This is a genomic window from Novosphingobium beihaiense (assembly GCF_022832375.1).
Lineage (GTDB): Bacteria > Pseudomonadota > Alphaproteobacteria > Sphingomonadales > Sphingomonadaceae > Novosphingobium > Novosphingobium beihaiensis.
Genome location: NZ_JALHLG010000005.1, coordinates 368,773 through 383,745 on the forward strand (window position 1 = coordinate 368,773; position 14,973 = coordinate 383,745).

A 14,973-nucleotide genomic window follows, 5' to 3' on the forward strand; every position below is an offset into this window, starting at 1 on the left:
CCATGACCACAAAAGACTTCATCGCTCGCAACGAGCGATTTCGTCATGGCAGCGCTCACTGGGCAAGCGAACGGGAACTGAAGCGCGAAGGGTATTTCACACGCACGGCTCAATCCGTCCATATCGGCTTTGCCTATGGCCGTGCGATCTATTGGAATGGCGATTCCGGCGGGCTGATCAATGCTGGCCCGCGCAGCGGCAAATTTACGGGCGTGATCGGATTTGCCGCCTGTACGGGCTTCTCACAGAACAATCAGGTCTTCCTCGACGTAAAGTCGGAAATCGCCATGGTCGGGCGCGACCAGACTGCCGAAATGCGCCCCTGCTATTTTTGGGCACCGCACAAGCGCTTCTGTCGGCCCCAGCACAATATCGACCTGATGAGCCATATCACGCTCGATAGTCCCACTCTCATTGCCGACATCACGCTGCAATTTGAAAACAGCCTGCCAGAGTCAGGCGGGGGTAACGCGAAGTTCTTCGAGCTATCTGCGCAGCGGCTGTGCAAATCCATTGGCCTGAGCGGCGTTGAGAGCGAAGGCGCATTTTCGTTCCGCACTTTCAAAAACAACCTCGACCTGCTGCTTCAGGACAATGAAGAGACCGACGCGCTGATAGACCGCATGAGCGCAAGCCGCTTTGCCGATGTACGCGCCGCCGCTGGCGAGATTGCAAACGGCATCGCATCGGGCAGCAACGCCTTTCTCAGTGTCGTCGCAGAAGCGCAGAACGCATTCCGCTGCCTCAGCGACCCAGATTTGCTCTCGTCGATAAGCCCTCCCTTTCATCTCACTCTTGAAGAATTCTGCGATAGCGAGGGTGCCAATCTCTATCTGATGCCATTGCCAGATTTCGTGAAAAGCTGGGCACCTGTCATTCGGATATTTCTGGGCAACCTGAAACTGCTCAAGAGCCGCAGGCCCAATGCCCGCAAGCAGGACTGGTGGATTGATGAAGCGCCGTTGCTGGCTCCGTTTCCACTACTGGCCGAAGTCCTCAATCTGGGCGCGGGACAAGGTGTTCGCGCCTTCATCGTGACGCAGTCCTTCAAGCAGATGAAATCGATCGTCACGGATGGCGATACCCTGCTGCCTGCTGGCGCAGGCATGCAAATCTACTTCGGGGTCCGGGATGACGAAACCGCCTCCCGTCTGTCCAAGGCTATCGGTTCGGAAACTCTCTACTTCGACGACGATCTGAAACGCTCTGAAGCCGCGCTGCAGACGAAGCAGACGATCCGCCGTCTTCTGGCTGGCGGCGACCCTTTGAAGCTCGGCATGGAATATGCGCATCACAAACGCGCCTCGCAGCATCGCTCACAGCAGGAGCGCCCACTCATTAGGCCCGACGAAATCCGTCACCTCCCTCGCGGCAAGGCCATCATCTTTCTCGATGGCCTGAGCGGCCCCGTGCTCGCCGATCTCATCGCTTATTTCGAGAATCGCCCAATGACGGGCCGCTTTCAGAGTAATCCTCATCATGCCCCCAAAGGCATGGACAAGGTCCGCGTCAAAACGCGCCTCGGTCATGCCTGGTGGACCGTGCGGGAGAAACCAGCCCCGCCGCAGTTCGCACATCTGCCGCAATATGCAGATGCCCCTTACACAGTCGTGGAGGCCTGAATGGAAACGTCAATCGAACGCCCGAGCATCGCCATGGCGCGGGCCAATAGCGCCGCGCGTGAGCGTGATGAGCGGATTCATCGCTCGCCAGTTACGCGCGCGGAAATCGAGCGCCTGAAAGCCGAGCGCCAAGTCCCGAAAACCGAACTGACCCTCACGCCGGACGGCCATACGGGTCTGACCGTGGACCGGAGACGGGAGGCCGTGCGCGAGCAGCGCATCTTCAAGGGCGAAAAGCGGCTGGACCGCCAATCGCGGCGCATGCGCGCCGAACATGATCGCACCCGCTGATTGCAACGAAGGAGATCAACCGATGTCGAACGAACCCACACAGGAGCATGCACCGGAAAAAGCGCGCGAGGAAATCCGCGACGGTCGCCTCAAGGCAACGCTCTGGCACAATGAGGGCAAGCATGGCCCTTATGTCACGGTCGATTTTGCCCGCACCTACACCGACAAGGACGGTAATCCGCGCGATAGTCGCAACTTCCGCCTCTCCGAAATCCCCAACCTCATGGAGCTGGGCCGCGAGGCCCGCGCACGCGGGCTCGAAATCGAACGCGACGGCCGCAAGGAACGTGCCCGCAGCCAGGAGCCGTCCCGCTGACGGAGAATGTGAAAGATTTTTCTAGGCAAATTCAAGAATTTATGTTCTACTTTCGTTCTTATTCCTCGGGAGCAATGGTGCGCCTGAGGAAACGAAGGGGACATAGATGAACCGATAACGAAGGAGCGACAGGCATGACGCAGACACCCAAGGACACAATCGACGATTGCTTTGCATTGCGCGCGTCGTCCAGCGGAAGCGGTTCCCCTGTTCTTTCCATCGATCTCGGCAAGTACCTGCACTTCATGGAGCCGTTCGATTATACCGAAGAACAGGCCCACGAGTGCATGGCGATCATCTACCAGCTCATGCAGACCGCTGCCGATTGCGGGCTTGGCATCGAGGTCGCTCCAACGGCTTGTGGATCAATCGAAGAAATCGCAGCCGGGGCCGTCAGTGGGCAGTGCGATGTGGTAAAATGTCAGCCTCACAACATTCAATCGGTATTCGAAAACGCCACGCAGGAGGGCTAGCCATGGGAGATGTCGAAAAGAGCAAATATCTAACGCAGAAAAACCAGCATCATGGACTGAGCGAGGCGGTCATCTATGCCCGCGTGTCGTCCAAGAAGCAGGCCAAGGAAAACAACGGGCTTCTGTCTCAGGAAACCCGCTGCCGCGAATATGCGCGCGGCAAATATGACGTGATCGCCGTCTTTCAGGATGATGTGTCCGGCTCGTCGGAAAATCGTTCCGGCATGAATGCTCTGCTCGCCTTCCTGAAAACCCGCCGCAATGACCCCGTGGTAGTCCTGTTCGACGATGTCTCACGCCTTGCCCGCGATATCGACACCCACCGCGAATTGAAGCGGAAAATCCGCGCCCTGCATTGCCATCTCGAAACGCCGAGCTTCGTGTTCAGAGACGACGCCGACAGCGAGTTCACTGAAAACATGCAGGCGGGCTTTGCGCAGCATATGCGCCGCAAGAATGCCGAGCAGACCTTCAACCGGATGCGCGCGGTCCTTATGAACGGCTACTGGCCGTTTGCCGTGCCGCGCGGCTACAAGCGCCCGGGCATCAAGGGGATGAAGTCGGCACTGGTTCGCGATGAGCCCATTGCGAGCATTATGGCTGAGGTCATGATTAAATTTGCATCAGGTCATCTTCAAACTCAGGCCGAGGTCAAACGCTTCCTCGAAGCTCAACCTGCTTTCCCCAAATGCCTGCCGAACGGTACGATCCGCAATCAGCGGGTCAAGGAGATGCTCACCCGCGTCATTTATGCAGGCTACATCGAACATGCGCCGTGGGACGTTTCTCTGCGCCGTGGGCAGCATGAACCGCTTATCGATCTCACAACCTTCGAGAAGATACAGGAGCGCTTGAACGGCAGAGCCAAGCTTCCTGCGCGGGCCGATCTGGACGAGGCCTTCCCGTTGCGCGGCTTCTTGCTCTGCGGTGACTGCAATCAGCCCATGACCGCCTGCTGGTCGAAGGGACGTTCCAAAACGTACCCGTACTACCTGTGTCAGCGCCCGGACTGCGAAAGCCATGGCAAGTCAATCAATCGCGACAAGCTCCACCAGGAATTTGAAGGCATCATAGAAGGCTTGCGGCCCCGGCCAGAGCTGATTGCGATGGCCAAGGCCATGTTCAGCGACATTTGGGAGCAGCGTCTTCTCAGCGCCAAGCAGCAAGCATCAAAGGTGAAGTCGGACATCAAGAAGCTTGATGCCCGAATCTCAGGCCTGCTGGATCGCATCGTCGATGCCCAAAGCGATACTGTGGTTGGCGCCTATGAAAAACGCATCACCGAGATGGAGCGCGAAAAGCAGGTGCTCATTGCGAGCAGTGAGAACATGGTCCCGTCGAAGCCGACCTTCGAGCGGAGTTTTCGAACCGCAATCCTGTTTCTTGCAAACCCGCAGAAACTCTGGACCAACGGTAATCTCACCGCCAAGCGGACACTGCTAAAACTCGCGTTTTCGGATAAATTGACGTTCGACCGTGAAATCGGTCTTCGAACCGCCCAAGCCACTCTACCCTTTAGGGTTTTTGGCTCTTCCCGTCCTCAATGTAAAATGGCGCGCCCGACAGGATTCGAACCTGTGGCCCCCAGATTAGGAATCTGATGCTCTATCCTGCTGAGCTACGGGCGCACGCGAGGGCGTCTCCTAGCTTGCGGGCACGGGCTTGGCAATCGCCGCTTGTGTCCGCGATGCGGTATCGGAAGCCTTGGGATGGATCGGCGGAGGCGTTTCCGGCTACTCCCTCCGGCACAGCGCCTCGGCATTGGCGATCGAACTGACCGTGCGCACGAAGCTGTCCGGATTGAGCGAGATTGAATCGATGCCTTCATCGACAAGGAAAGCGGCGAATTCGGGATAGTTGCTGGGCGCCTGGCCGCAGATGCCGATCTTGATGCGGCCATCGTGCGCCTTGGCGATGGCCTGTGCGATCATGCGTTTGACGGCTTCGTTGCGCTCGTCGAACAGGTCCGCCAGCATGTCGGAATCGCGGTCTATACCGAGTGTGAGCTGGGTCAGGTCGTTCGAGCCGATCGAGAACCCGTCAAAGCGTTTGGCGAAGTCCTCCGCCAGGATCACGTTGGCCGGGATTTCGCACATCATGTAGATCTGCAAGCCGTTCTCGCCGCGTTTCAGGCCGTTCTCCGCCATGACTTCCAGCACGCGGTCGGCCTCTGCGGTGGTGCGGCAGAAGGGGACCATGATCACGACATTGGTGAAGCCCAGTTCCTCGCGCACGCGCTTGAGCGCCCGGCATTCCAGCGCGAAGCCTTCGCGGTAGCGTTCGTTGTAATAGCGCGAGGCGCCGCGAAAGCCGATCATCGGGTTTTCCTCGTCCGGTTCGAAGGCCGATCCGCCGAGGAGGTGGGCATATTCGTTGGTCTTGAAGTCGCTCAGACGGACAATCGCAGGGTGGGGGTGATAGGGCGTAGCCAGCTTGGCGATGCCGCGCGCCAGATGATCGACGAAGTAATCGGCAGGCGTGGGATAGCCGCGCGTCAGATCCTCTATGGCGCGGGCGTCTTCCACGCTCAGGCGCTCGGGATGGAGCAGCGCCATCGGGTGGACCTTGATCAGGTTGTTGATGATGAATTCCATGCGGGCAAGCCCCACGCCATGCGCGGGCAGGCGCCACCACTGGAAGGCGGCAGCCGGATCGGCGATGTTCACCATGACGTGGGTGCGGGTCTTGGGCAGGGCGCCGACGTCGATCTCCTCGCTGTCGAACGCCAGCATCCCGTCATAGACCATGCCGGTTTCGCCGCCTGCGCAGGACAGCGTGATGTCCTGTCCATCGGCCAGATCGCGTGTCGCGGTGCCGGTGCCGACGACGGCCGGCACACCCAGTTCGCGGCTGACGATGGCGGCGTGGCTGGTGTTGCCGCCGTGATCGGTGATGATGCCGGAGGCCCGCTTCATCACCGGCACCCAGTCCGGATCGGTGTTACCGGTGACGAGGATCGCCCCGTCGGGAAAACGCTCGATATCGGCGACATCGCGGATGACGCAGGCCTTGCCGCTGGCGATGGCATTGCCGACGGCGGCGCCGGATAGGAGCGCAGAGCCCTTTTCCTTGAGGCGGTAGTTCCGGAAGCTGGTGCGGCTGCGCCCGGCCTGCACCGTCTCCGGGCGTGCCTGGACGAGATAGAGCAGACCGGTTTCGCCGTCCTTCGCCCATTCGATGTCCATCGGGCGGCCATAGTGCTGTTCGACCGTGGCGGCCCAGCGGCCGAGTTCAACGATGTCATCGTCTTCCAGCACGTATTTACGTTGTTCGGCCGGAGTGGTGTCCAGCAGTTGCGTGCGCTTGGAGCCGCCTTCGGCATAGATCATCTTGGTGGCCTTGGCGCCAAGGCTCTTTTCGATGATGGGCTTTACGCCCTCCTTGTCCAGCAGCGGCTTGAAGACGATGTACTTGTCCGGATCGACCATGCCCTGCACGACCGTTTCGCCAAGGCCCCAGGCCGCGCTGATCACGGCGACCGCCGGAAAGCCGGTTTCGGTATCGAGAGTGAATATCACGCCCGATCCGGCAAGGTCCGAGCGGACCATCTGCTGGATGCCGATCGAAAGCGCGACCGAGAAGTGATCGAAGCCCTTCGCCTCGCGGTAGGAGATGGCCCGGTCCGTGAACAGCGAGGCGTAGCAGCGGCGGCAGGCATCGAGCAGGGCGCGGTGTCCGCGCACGTTGAGGAAAGTTTCCTGCTGGCCTGCGAAACTGGCGTCGGGCAAGTCTTCGGCCGTGGCGCTGCTGCGCACCGCGACGGCGGGGTCCTTCACGCCGAGCCGTTTGGCCAGCTTATCGTAAGCGGTGCGGATTTCATCGGCCAGGGTATCGGGAATGGGGCTGGCCAGAATATGCTCACGCACGGCGCTGCCTGCAGTTTGCAGGCTGGCGGTGCCTTCGTTGTAGCGGCGGATATCCTCGCGGATGGCAGAGGAGATCCCGCTGGCATCGATGAAGTGGCGATAAGCCGCCGATGTCGTGGCGAAGCCGGTGGGCACGCGCACGCCGCTCTTGCCGAGTTCGCGCACCATTTCGCCGAGCGAGGCGTTCTTGCCGCCAACGATGGGCACGTCAGCGATACCGATATCTTCAAACCAAAGGACGGAGGAGGGGGGCGTTTTCATGGGGGGCTTCCTCTTCTTTGTTGTCTTGCCTTTCCTATGGCCGGGGCTTTCCCGGTGCCTTGATGCCTATCAATGACCCGTCTTTGCGGGGGCGGTGGAACCGGGCGAAGGGCGGCCGCGCAGCGCGCGCGAGATCATCAGCTCTTCCATCAGGTTTTCCCAGGTGATGTAGCCCAGGCACCGGCCATCGTCGTCCGCGACGCCCACCGCCGCAGCGCCGCCGGTGAGCATCGGCACGATCTCGTCCATCCGGGTCCATTGCGAGACTTGCGGGATCTCCTGCATGACTTCGGCAATGGCCGTGTCCTGACCGGGGCCTGCCAGCGCACGGATGATCCCGTCGCGGCTGAGAAACCCGGCGAGGCAGCCCTCTCTGTTTACCACCGGGAATTCGCGCTGGTCGCTGTGGATCAAGGCGCTGGCTGCGGCGGCAACGGGGTCTGTCGCATGCAGGCGCACAAAATTGTCGATCATCGAATCGCGCGCGGGCTTGCCCGCCGTGATATCGCGCAAGGCGACGATACCGTTTTCCGAACCGGCGGCGAAATAGACGAAGACGGCTACCAGCACGAGGATGATGTTGCCGGACAGAAGGCCCATGAGCCCTAGGAACACCGCACAGGCCTGCCCGATTCCCGCGGCGACGCGTGTCCCTTGCGTATGGCCGAGCCAGGTGGCGAGCCCGGCGCGCAGAACGCGCCCGCCGTCCATGGGGAAGGCGGGGATCAGGTTGAACAGGAACAGGGCGATATTGACGTAGGCCAGCTGGGCCATAAGCCCATGCCAGCCCTGACCCTGCTGGATTTCCTCCACCGTGGGCATCCGGCCCAGAACCATCAGCAGGACCAGTGCGATCGCCAGCGTGACGAGCGGCCCGGCAATGGCGATGACGAATTCCGCGCGCGGCTCATCGGGAATGCGCTCCAGCCGGGATACCCCGCCGATCGGCAGCAGCACCACTTCGGGCGTGCGCACGCCAAACCTGCGTGCGGCGAAGATGTGCCCGAATTCGTGCAGCACCACGCAGACAAACACCAGCACCAGCAGCGTCACGATGTGCAGTGCGGCGGCAGGGCCTGCGCTCAGCCATCCGCTCAACCCGGCCCAGGCCAGCAACAGCAGGAACGTGGCGTGGATGCGAACGGCGGTGCCTTTGACTGTGCCGATCGAGAACGACCAGCGGCGGCCCATGGCGGATGCGGTATGGCTCATCGTGTTCGGCTGTCCTGTCTTATCCATGGGTGCCCGGTCCGGTCAGGCTGAAATGCGGCTCGAACGATGCGATCAGGTCGAGCCAGTCTTCCATCAGGCGCGTCATCAGGAAACGGTCGCGAACCGTTTCGCGGGCCGCGCGTCCCAGCGATTCGCGCAGTTCGCGGTCTTGCAGAACGCGGATGATCTGCTGGGCGGTTTCCTCGACACTGTTGACGAGGATGCCGTTCACGTCATGTTCGATCTGTTTCTTGATGCCACCGACGTTGCCGCCGATCACGACGGCGCCTTTCCACATGGCCTCGGCCACGGTCAGGCCGAACCCTTCGCGCAGGGACTTTTGCAGCACGACGGCCGCGCGCCGCTGCAACGCGTTCACTAGCGCCGAATCCTGCACCGATAGCACGACGATGCGCTCTTCCGCGCATTGGCAGACGTCTTCGAAAATGCCCTGACCCTCTGGATCGTCCGTGGCGACGTTGCCGACCAGAACAAGCGTGGCGTCCACTTCCTGGCGGGCGATCCGGAACGCATCGATCACGCCTTGCGGGTCTTTCCACTTGTCGAAACGGGAGATCTGCACGACCAGCGGCTGGTCCGTGGGAATGCCATAGTGGCTCAGCCGCTCGTCGATTTCCTCTTCGCTCAGATCCTTGTTGGTGGTGGAAAAGGGATTGATGGCGGGCATGATGAAGCGCTGCGGCGTGGTGATGTTCTGCGCGTATTCGGGCAGCGACAGCACGACGGCATCGTAGTCTTCCACGAACTCGCGCAAGTATTCCCACAAGGCCGGATCGGGCCGCGTGAGATCGACGTGGCAGCGCCACACCCACGGTGATTTCTTGCGGAAGTGGCGGATCAGCGGCAGCGGCTGGGGATCGTGCACGATGACGATATCGTGATCGAGATGCATGCGCGCCGCATTCTCGAACACGACATCCTCGTAGATATCGCGCTTGAGATCGCTGAAGTTGATCTCGTCACTTTGCAGTGCATTGTGCATTCGCTTGGTGATGTTGAAAAAGTCAGGCCGCCCCTGCAGCACGCGCCAGCCGGTGCGGATGCCAGTGCCGTTCATCAGCAGGGTGAGCGAAGACAGCAGCTCGGCCACGCCGCCGCCGTAATATGTGGAATTGATGTTGATGACGTGCAGGTCACGCAGCTTTTCGGCCTTGCCCAGAATGCGCTCGACCGTTTCGCTGCCGATGAACTGTTCGTAGTCCTCCACACGCGGAAGGGAAAATCCGTTTGTTTCGTTCCGTTCCATATCCGCTCCTGATCTTGCTTCGGCAGGCCCTGGTTTACAGAATCCTGTTGGCCATTTTATTTCCCGGAACGGGAATTCGTCGCGGCAGGATTGTCACGAAGACAGTCTGACAGTGCAAGGCATGTCTTTCGGGGCAAACGGAATATTTCCGTTCTATATTGATCGGTGCAGCGTTGGAGGCCGGGTTTGCTGTTTGGATTGGCAGACTTAGCCGCATTCCAGGCAGACCGCTTTGACCGATCGCAAGGGCGGAGGTTGCAGGCGGGGCCTTGCCGAAGTTGCCAAGTTTCACATTATGATCATAGTCTCTGCCCATTCAGGGACGGCATGCTCAATGTAAGGAGTATGTCATGCGGCAGAATAGATGCCGCTCGCCATTCGATTGCCGGCAACGGGAGACCGTTTTCATGCAGGCCCTCAAGGCAGACAATTCCGGTTTCGTGATCGGCCCGGACGGATTGCAGCGTCTGTTGGAGGTGCTTGCTGGAGAGGGCTATCGTGTGGTGGGCCCGGCGCTGCGCGACGACGCGATCGTCTATGACGACATTGACGGCGTGGCCTCGTTGCCTGTGGGCTGGACAGACCGGCAGGAACCAGGGCGCTATGCGCTTGAACGGCGGGAGGACAATGCCTGCTTCGGTTATGCTGTGGGGCTGCATTCGTGGAAGAAGTTTCTCTTTCCCCCGGCCGAGACGCTGTGGACCGCGCAGCGGGGAAGCGACGGCGCGATAGCCGTTTCCACACCGGAACGGGCCCCGGACAAGTTCGCTTTCATCGGCGTGCGGTCCTGCGAGATACATGCCATGGCCGTGCAGGGCCGGGTGTTCGAAGAGGGCCCCTACACCGATACCGCCTATGCCGCGCGGCGGGCCGGGGCTTTCATCGTTGCCGTCAACTGTGCGGAGGCGGGCGGCACTTGCTTTTGCGTGTCGATGGAAACTGGCCCGCGGGCGGAGCAGGGTTTCGATCTGGCGCTGACGGAGCTTGCCGATGGGGCGGAACACTGGTTCCTTGTCGAGGTGGGAAGCGAGGCCGGGCGTGCGGTGCTGGAACAAGTGCCTCATGTCCCGGCAACAGCGGAACAGGCCGAAGCGGCCCGCGCCGTTTCCGAGCGCACTGCGAGCGGGATGGGTCGCGGCCTGGACACGCAGGGGATCAAGGATTTGCTTCAGGACAATCCGGAGCATTCGCGCTGGGACGATGTCGCGGAGCGATGCCTTTCGTGCGCCAATTGCACCATGGTCTGCCCGACATGCTTCTGCTCGACGGTCGAAGAGCACAGCGATCTGACGGGCGAAAATGCTCAGCGTGTGCGCAAGTGGGATTCGTGTTTCACGATGGACTATTCCTACATTCATGGCGGCAGCGTGAGGAGTTCGGCGCGGTCCCGCTACCGCCAGTGGATGACGCACAAGCTGGCGAACTGGATCGATCAGTTCGGCACCTCGGGTTGCGTGGGCTGCGGCCGGTGCATCACCTGGTGCCCGGTGGGCATCGATCTGACGGAGGAAGTGGCGGCCATCCGCGCGGCTCCGGAAGAAGGGAGGAGCCGGTGAATATGGAGACCATGGAACAGATCCTGGGCCAGCAGTCCTTCTTTGCCGGTTTCCCGGCCGAATTCGTCGCCCTGATCGCGGGCTGCGCGCGCAACTGTCATTTCAAGGCAGGCGAATATCTACTCCGCGAAGGCGATCCTGCCGACAGTTTCTTCCTTGTCCGGCAGGGAAAGGCTGCGCTGGAGATCGCATCGCCTGCGCGCGCACCGGTTATTTTCACAACGCTTGGCCCCGGGGAGATCGTCGGGGTTTCCTGGCTCATCCCGCCATACCGTGCGGAGTTCGATGCGCGGGCGGTGGAACCGGTGCGCGCCATAGCCATCGATGCCAAATGCCTGCGCGCCAAGTGCGAGAGCGATCATCATCTGGGTTATGAGATGATGAAGCGCTTCCTGCCCGTGATGGTGAAGCGCCTGCACGCCACCCGCCTGCAGATCCTAGACGTTTACGGACACCGCTGATGCAGGCGGCTGCTTTGAAAGACCCGTTCGTTCCGGACATTTGCCGGGTGGCCAGTGCCCGGCGCGAACTGGCCGATGCGGTGACGCTGGAACTGGAGCCGCTTTCCGGAGCGCGGCCCGATTTCCGGCCGGGGCAATTCAATATGCTCTATGCCTTCGGCGTCGGCGAAGTTGCGATCAGCATGAGCGTCAGCGCGCACGAGAACCGGGGCTTTGTGCACACCGTGCGCAATGCAGGTGCCGTTAGCGGCGCGCTGGCCGCGCTGGAACCGGGCGCCACGCTGGGCGTGCGGGGGCCGTTCGGCACCGGCTGGCCGGTGGCAGAGGCGGAAGGGCGCGATGTCCTGATCGTGGCGGGCGGGCTGGGGCTGGCCCCGCTGCGCCCCGCCATTCAGGAGGTGCTGGCGAGGCGGGAGCGCTATGGCCGGGTGACGATCCTGGCCGGGTGCCGCAGCCCGCACGACATTCTCTATCAGCGCGACCTGGAACGCTGGCGCCAGCGGCTGGATGTGACGGTCGAAGTCACCGTCGATCATGCGGGGACGGGCTGGCATGGCGATGTCGGCTTTGTCACCGGCCTGATTCCGCGCTCTCCCTTCGATCCGGACAAGGCCGTCGCCATGGTCTGCGGGCCGGAAGTGATGATGCGCTTCGCTGCAGGGGCTTTGCTCAAGGCCGGGATGCCTGCGGCGGACATCTACCTGTCGATGGAGCGCAACATGAAATGCGCGATCGGCCTGTGCGGCCATTGCCAGTTCGGCCCGGCGTTCGTCTGCAAGGATGGCCCGGTCCTGCCTTATGACCGGATCGCCGGTCTGCTGGCCGTGCAGGAGATCTGACATGGCCCGCCGCCCCAAGCTTGCCGTGTGGAAATTCGCCTCGTGCGACGGCTGCCAGCTTTCGCTGCTCGATTGCGAGGACGAATTGCTGGCGGTGGCAGGGGCCGTGGAGATCGCGAACTTTCCCGAAGCGTCCAGCGCGGTGGTTGAGGGGCCTTACGATCTTTCTCTAGTCGAAGGTTCGATCACGACGCCGCATGATGCGCAGCGCATTCAGGCGGTGCGCGCGCAGTCGAAATTTCTCGTCACGATTGGCGCCTGCGCAACGGCGGGCGGCATTCAGGCCCTGCGCAATTTCGCCGACGTGAAGGACTTCATCGCTGCCGTCTATGCCTCGCCCCAGTTCATCGACACGCTGGCCACATCGACGGCCATCTCCGCCCATATTCCGGTGGACTACGAACTCCATGGCTGCCCCATCAACAAGGCGCAGCTTGTCGAGGTGATCTCGGCCTTTCTGGCCGGGCGCAAGCCCGCCGTGGCCGCGCACAGCGTGTGTATCGAATGCAAGCAGCGGGGCAATGTTTGCGTCATGGTGCAGGGCACGCCGTGCCTTGGCCCTGTAACCCATGCTGGGTGCGGGGCCATCTGCCCGGCTTACCGGCGCGGCTGCTATGGCTGTTATGGGCCGATGGAAACGCCCAATATGCCGGCCCTGACGCGCGAATGGTGCGAACTCGGCGCGGACGGGCGGGATATCCAGCGCGTCCTGCGCAGCTTCAACGCCTGGGCCGAACCCTTCCGGCAGGAGAGCGAGGCGCATGACGACTAAGACGATCAAGGTCGATTATCTCGCCCGCGTCGAAGGGGAAGGTGCGCTCGATCTGCATATCGAAGGCGGGCAGGTGACAACCGCCAACTTGCGCATCTTCGAGCCGCCGCGCTTCTACGAAGCCTTTCTGCAAGGCCGCTCGCATGGCGAACTGCCCGATATCGTCGCGCGGATATGCGGGATCTGCCCGGTGGCCTATCAGATGAGCTCCGTGCAGGCGGTGGAAAATGCCTTTGGCGTGCGGGTGGACGGGCAGCTCAGGGCGCTGCGGCGGTTGCTCTATTGCGGCGAATGGATCGAAAGCCATGCGCTGCATGTGGTGATGCTGCACGCTCCCGATTTCCTGGGCTATCCCGATGCCATCCGGATGGCGGAAAAGCATGGCGATGCCGTGCGCAAGGGGCTGGCGCTCAAGAAAGCGGGCAATGCCATTCTGCGGCTGCTGGGCGGGCGGGAAATCCATCCGGTCAATGTCCGGCCCGGCGGTTTTTACAAAGTGCCCTCCAAGGCGGAACTGGCACCGCTGGCCGAAGAGCTGAAACAAGCCCGCGATCTGGCGGAGGATCTGGTGCACTGGGTGGCCACGTTCGATTTTCCCGATCTGGAGCGCGACTACGAGTTCGTGGCGATGCGCCACCCGGACGAATATCCCATCACCGAAGGGCGGCTGGTTTCCAACCGCAATATCGACATCGATATCGCCGAATACGAGAACGAATTCGAGGAACGCCACGTTGCCCATTCCACGGCGCTGCATTCGCTGCTGAAGCGGCGCGGTGCCTATCTGGTGGGGCCGCTGGCGCGCTATGCGCTCAACTATGACCGGCTGCCCGCATCGATGCAATCTTTAGCAGCCGAAGCGGGGCTGGGGCCGGTGTGCAACAATCCCTTCCGCAGCATCGTCGTGCGTGCGCTGGAAACGGCCTATGCCTGCGAAGAGGCGCTGCGGCTGATCGCGGCATACGAAATGCCCGATGCGCCTTGCGTCCCGCTCGAACCGCGCGAGGGCGAAGGCTTCGGCTGCACCGAGGCGCCGCGCGGCATTTGCTGGCACCGCTACGAATTCGAAGCGGACGGGACGATCCGCACCGCCCGCATCGTTCCGCCTACATCTCAGAACCAGCCCAGTATCGAGGAAGACCTGGCCGCCGTTGCCGCGCCCATCGCGGACGCGCCCGACGACGTGATCCGGCACTTGTGCGAACAGGCGATCCGCAACTACGATCCGTGCATTTCCTGCTCGGCGCATTTCCTCAAGCTGTCGGTGCATCGCTCGTGAGCAGGGCAGGCAGGGGCGTGCTGGTCTTGTGCATCGGCAATCCCGACCGGGGAGACGACGGTGCCGGTCCCGCCGTTGCAAAAGCGCTGGAGGGCCGTCTGCCGCCGGAAGCCACCCTTGCCGTGCGCAGCGGCGACATGCTGGCGATGATCGAGGACTGGGAGGGCTTCTATGCGCTCGTCTGCCTTGATGCCGCGAGCGGCGGAGGCGAACCGGGCCGCATTCACCGGATCGACCTCGCCGAAGAAGACCTGCCGGGGGACATGGCTTTCCTTTCCAGCCATGCTTTCGGTCTGGGGGAGGGCATTGCACTGGCCCGCACGCTCGATCTCGCACCGCCGGTGATCATCGTTTATGCTGTCGAAGGGCGGTGCTTCGATGGCGGAACGTCCTTGTCGGAGCCGGTTGCCGCCGCTGTCGCTCCGGCTGCCGAACGGATCATTGCCGAGGTGGCACGATTGCAGGAGGCAGAACATCATGCATGAAACCGGAATTGTCCGCGATCTGGTCCGCCACCTCGAAACGGTGGCCCGCGATGCGGGGGCACAGTCCATTTCCGGCGTTCAGGTCTGGCTTGGCGCGCTGAGCCAGTTCTCTCCTGCCCATTTCCAGGAGCACTTCGATGATGAAGCGCGCGGCACGATGGCAGAGGGTGCCGCGCTCGATATCCTCACATCCGACGATCCCGGCGATCCCGAAGCGCTGCATGTGATGATCCGCAGCGTCGATCTGGAGGTTCGTGAGACGGAGGACTGAAC

At 61.8% G+C, this 14,973-nt stretch carries 15 protein-coding genes, 1 tRNA gene and 1 pseudogene; 12 read left to right on the forward strand and 5 right to left on the reverse strand.

Going from position 1 to position 14,973, the window contains the following annotated elements; genetic code table 11:
• Positions 1 to 2: 2 nt before the first annotated feature.
• The 5 genes and pseudogenes from MTR66_RS05365 to MTR66_RS21425 form a co-directional block, all read left to right on the forward strand.
• Entirely contained in the window at positions 3 to 1,622 is a 1,620-nt protein-coding gene (locus tag MTR66_RS05365; protein WP_243918522.1) for a type IV secretory system conjugative DNA transfer family protein, read from the forward strand.
• Positions 1,623 to 1,913 (forward strand): hypothetical protein, encoded by a 291-nt coding sequence (locus tag MTR66_RS05370; protein ID WP_243918523.1) that lies wholly within the window; start codon positions 1,623 to 1,625, stop codon positions 1,911 to 1,913.
• 22 nt (positions 1,914 to 1,935) lie between these two features.
• Entirely contained in the window at positions 1,936 to 2,229 is a 294-nt protein-coding gene (locus MTR66_RS05375) for a hypothetical protein (RefSeq protein WP_243918524.1), read from the forward strand.
• 134 nt (positions 2,230 to 2,363) lie between these two features.
• Positions 2,364 to 2,702, forward strand: coding sequence for a hypothetical protein (locus tag MTR66_RS05380; protein WP_243918525.1), 339 nt, complete (start codon positions 2,364 to 2,366; stop codon positions 2,700 to 2,702).
• Between the two features lie 2 nt (positions 2,703 to 2,704).
• Positions 2,705 to 3,703, forward strand: a pseudogene (locus tag MTR66_RS21425) (recombinase family protein); the annotation flags it as partial.
• A 27-nt stretch (positions 3,704 to 3,730) separates the two neighbouring features.
• On the opposite strand, the gene MTR66_RS05395 reads toward MTR66_RS21425, so the two are convergent.
• The 5 genes from MTR66_RS05395 to MTR66_RS05415 form a co-directional block, all read right to left on the reverse strand.
• Positions 3,731 to 3,868 carry a hypothetical protein gene (locus MTR66_RS05395; RefSeq protein WP_243918528.1) on the reverse strand — a complete coding sequence of 46 codons (138 nt, stop codon included), beginning with the start codon at positions 3,866 to 3,868 and terminating at the stop codon, positions 3,731 to 3,733.
• Positions 3,869 to 4,253: 385 nt separating this feature from the next.
• Positions 4,254 to 4,330 (reverse strand) — tRNA-Arg (locus tag MTR66_RS05400).
• A 105-nt stretch (positions 4,331 to 4,435) separates the two neighbouring features.
• The gene (gene ppsA / locus MTR66_RS05405) at positions 4,436 to 6,829 is read right to left on the reverse strand and encodes a phosphoenolpyruvate synthase (protein WP_243918530.1); all 2,394 of its coding nucleotides are present in this window, start codon (positions 6,827 to 6,829) and stop codon (positions 4,436 to 4,438) included.
• A gap of 69 nt (positions 6,830 to 6,898) precedes the next feature.
• Entirely contained in the window at positions 6,899 to 8,068 is a 1,170-nt protein-coding gene (locus MTR66_RS05410) for a site-2 protease family protein (RefSeq protein WP_243918532.1), read from the reverse strand.
• Complete coding sequence (locus MTR66_RS05415; protein ID WP_243918534.1) at positions 8,061 to 9,308, reverse strand: glycosyltransferase; 1,248 nt, start codon at positions 9,306 to 9,308, stop codon at positions 8,061 to 8,063. The genes MTR66_RS05410 and MTR66_RS05415 overlap by 8 nt, the downstream gene beginning before the upstream one ends.
• 407 nt (positions 9,309 to 9,715) lie before the next feature.
• Between MTR66_RS05415 and MTR66_RS05420 the strand changes: the two genes are divergently transcribed.
• From MTR66_RS05420 to MTR66_RS05450, 7 genes are read left to right on the forward strand one after another with little or no spacing between them, the layout of a single operon-like run.
• On the forward strand, positions 9,716 to 10,864 hold the full coding sequence (locus tag MTR66_RS05420; RefSeq protein WP_243918536.1) for a 4Fe-4S dicluster domain-containing protein: 1,149 nt from the start codon (positions 9,716 to 9,718) through the stop codon (positions 10,862 to 10,864).
• Between the two features lie 2 nt (positions 10,865 to 10,866).
• Positions 10,867 to 11,325 (forward strand): cyclic nucleotide-binding domain-containing protein, encoded by a 459-nt coding sequence (locus MTR66_RS05425; RefSeq protein ID WP_243918984.1) that lies wholly within the window; start codon positions 10,867 to 10,869, stop codon positions 11,323 to 11,325.
• The gene (locus tag MTR66_RS05430; protein WP_243918538.1) at positions 11,325 to 12,164 is read left to right on the forward strand and encodes an FAD/NAD(P)-binding protein; all 840 of its coding nucleotides are present in this window, start codon (positions 11,325 to 11,327) and stop codon (positions 12,162 to 12,164) included. The genes MTR66_RS05425 and MTR66_RS05430 overlap by 1 nt, the downstream gene beginning before the upstream one ends.
• Before the next feature lies 1 nt (position 12,165).
• Positions 12,166 to 12,936: an NADH-quinone oxidoreductase subunit B family protein gene (locus MTR66_RS05435; protein WP_243918540.1), complete on the forward strand. Its 771-nt coding sequence runs from the start codon at positions 12,166 to 12,168 to the stop codon at positions 12,934 to 12,936.
• Positions 12,926 to 14,215 (forward strand): Ni/Fe hydrogenase subunit alpha, encoded by a 1,290-nt coding sequence (locus MTR66_RS05440; protein ID WP_243918542.1) that lies wholly within the window; start codon positions 12,926 to 12,928, stop codon positions 14,213 to 14,215. The genes MTR66_RS05435 and MTR66_RS05440 overlap by 11 nt, the downstream gene beginning before the upstream one ends.
• Positions 14,212 to 14,700: a hydrogenase maturation protease gene (locus MTR66_RS05445; protein WP_243918544.1), complete on the forward strand. Its 489-nt coding sequence runs from the start codon at positions 14,212 to 14,214 to the stop codon at positions 14,698 to 14,700. The genes MTR66_RS05440 and MTR66_RS05445 overlap by 4 nt, the downstream gene beginning before the upstream one ends.
• Positions 14,693 to 14,971 carry a hydrogenase maturation nickel metallochaperone HypA gene (locus tag MTR66_RS05450; protein WP_243918546.1) on the forward strand — a complete coding sequence of 93 codons (279 nt, stop codon included), beginning with the start codon at positions 14,693 to 14,695 and terminating at the stop codon, positions 14,969 to 14,971. The genes MTR66_RS05445 and MTR66_RS05450 overlap by 8 nt, the downstream gene beginning before the upstream one ends.
• Positions 14,972 to 14,973: the final 2 nt, after the last annotated feature.

Excerpts from the sequence above, each read along its gene's own strand:
- MTR66_RS05410 (WP_243918532.1), bottom strand. The coding sequence starts at position 8,068 with ATGGATAAGACAGGACAGCCGAACACGATGAGCCATACCGCATCCGCC.
- MTR66_RS05370 (WP_243918523.1), top strand. The coding sequence starts at position 1,623 with ATGGAAACGTCAATCGAACGCCCGAGCATCGCCATGGCGCGGGCCAAT.
- MTR66_RS05415 (WP_243918534.1), bottom strand. The coding sequence starts at position 9,308 with ATGGAACGGAACGAAACAAACGGATTTTCCCTTCCGCGTGTGGAGGAC.
- ppsA (WP_243918530.1), bottom strand. The coding sequence starts at position 6,829 with ATGAAAACGCCCCCCTCCTCCGTCCTTTGGTTTGAAGATATCGGTATC.
- MTR66_RS05435 (WP_243918540.1), top strand. The coding sequence starts at position 12,166 with ATGGCCCGCCGCCCCAAGCTTGCCGTGTGGAAATTCGCCTCGTGCGAC.
- MTR66_RS05365 (WP_243918522.1), top strand. The coding sequence starts at position 3 with ATGACCACAAAAGACTTCATCGCTCGCAACGAGCGATTTCGTCATGGC.
- MTR66_RS05380 (WP_243918525.1), top strand. The coding sequence starts at position 2,364 with ATGACGCAGACACCCAAGGACACAATCGACGATTGCTTTGCATTGCGC.
- MTR66_RS05440 (WP_243918542.1), top strand. The coding sequence starts at position 12,926 with ATGACGACTAAGACGATCAAGGTCGATTATCTCGCCCGCGTCGAAGGG.
- MTR66_RS05420 (WP_243918536.1), top strand. The coding sequence starts at position 9,716 with ATGCAGGCCCTCAAGGCAGACAATTCCGGTTTCGTGATCGGCCCGGAC.
- MTR66_RS05425 (WP_243918984.1), top strand. The coding sequence starts at position 10,867 with ATGGAGACCATGGAACAGATCCTGGGCCAGCAGTCCTTCTTTGCCGGT.
- MTR66_RS05430 (WP_243918538.1), top strand. The coding sequence starts at position 11,325 with ATGCAGGCGGCTGCTTTGAAAGACCCGTTCGTTCCGGACATTTGCCGG.
- MTR66_RS05375 (WP_243918524.1), top strand. The coding sequence starts at position 1,936 with ATGTCGAACGAACCCACACAGGAGCATGCACCGGAAAAAGCGCGCGAG.
- MTR66_RS05450 (WP_243918546.1), top strand. The coding sequence starts at position 14,693 with ATGCATGAAACCGGAATTGTCCGCGATCTGGTCCGCCACCTCGAAACG.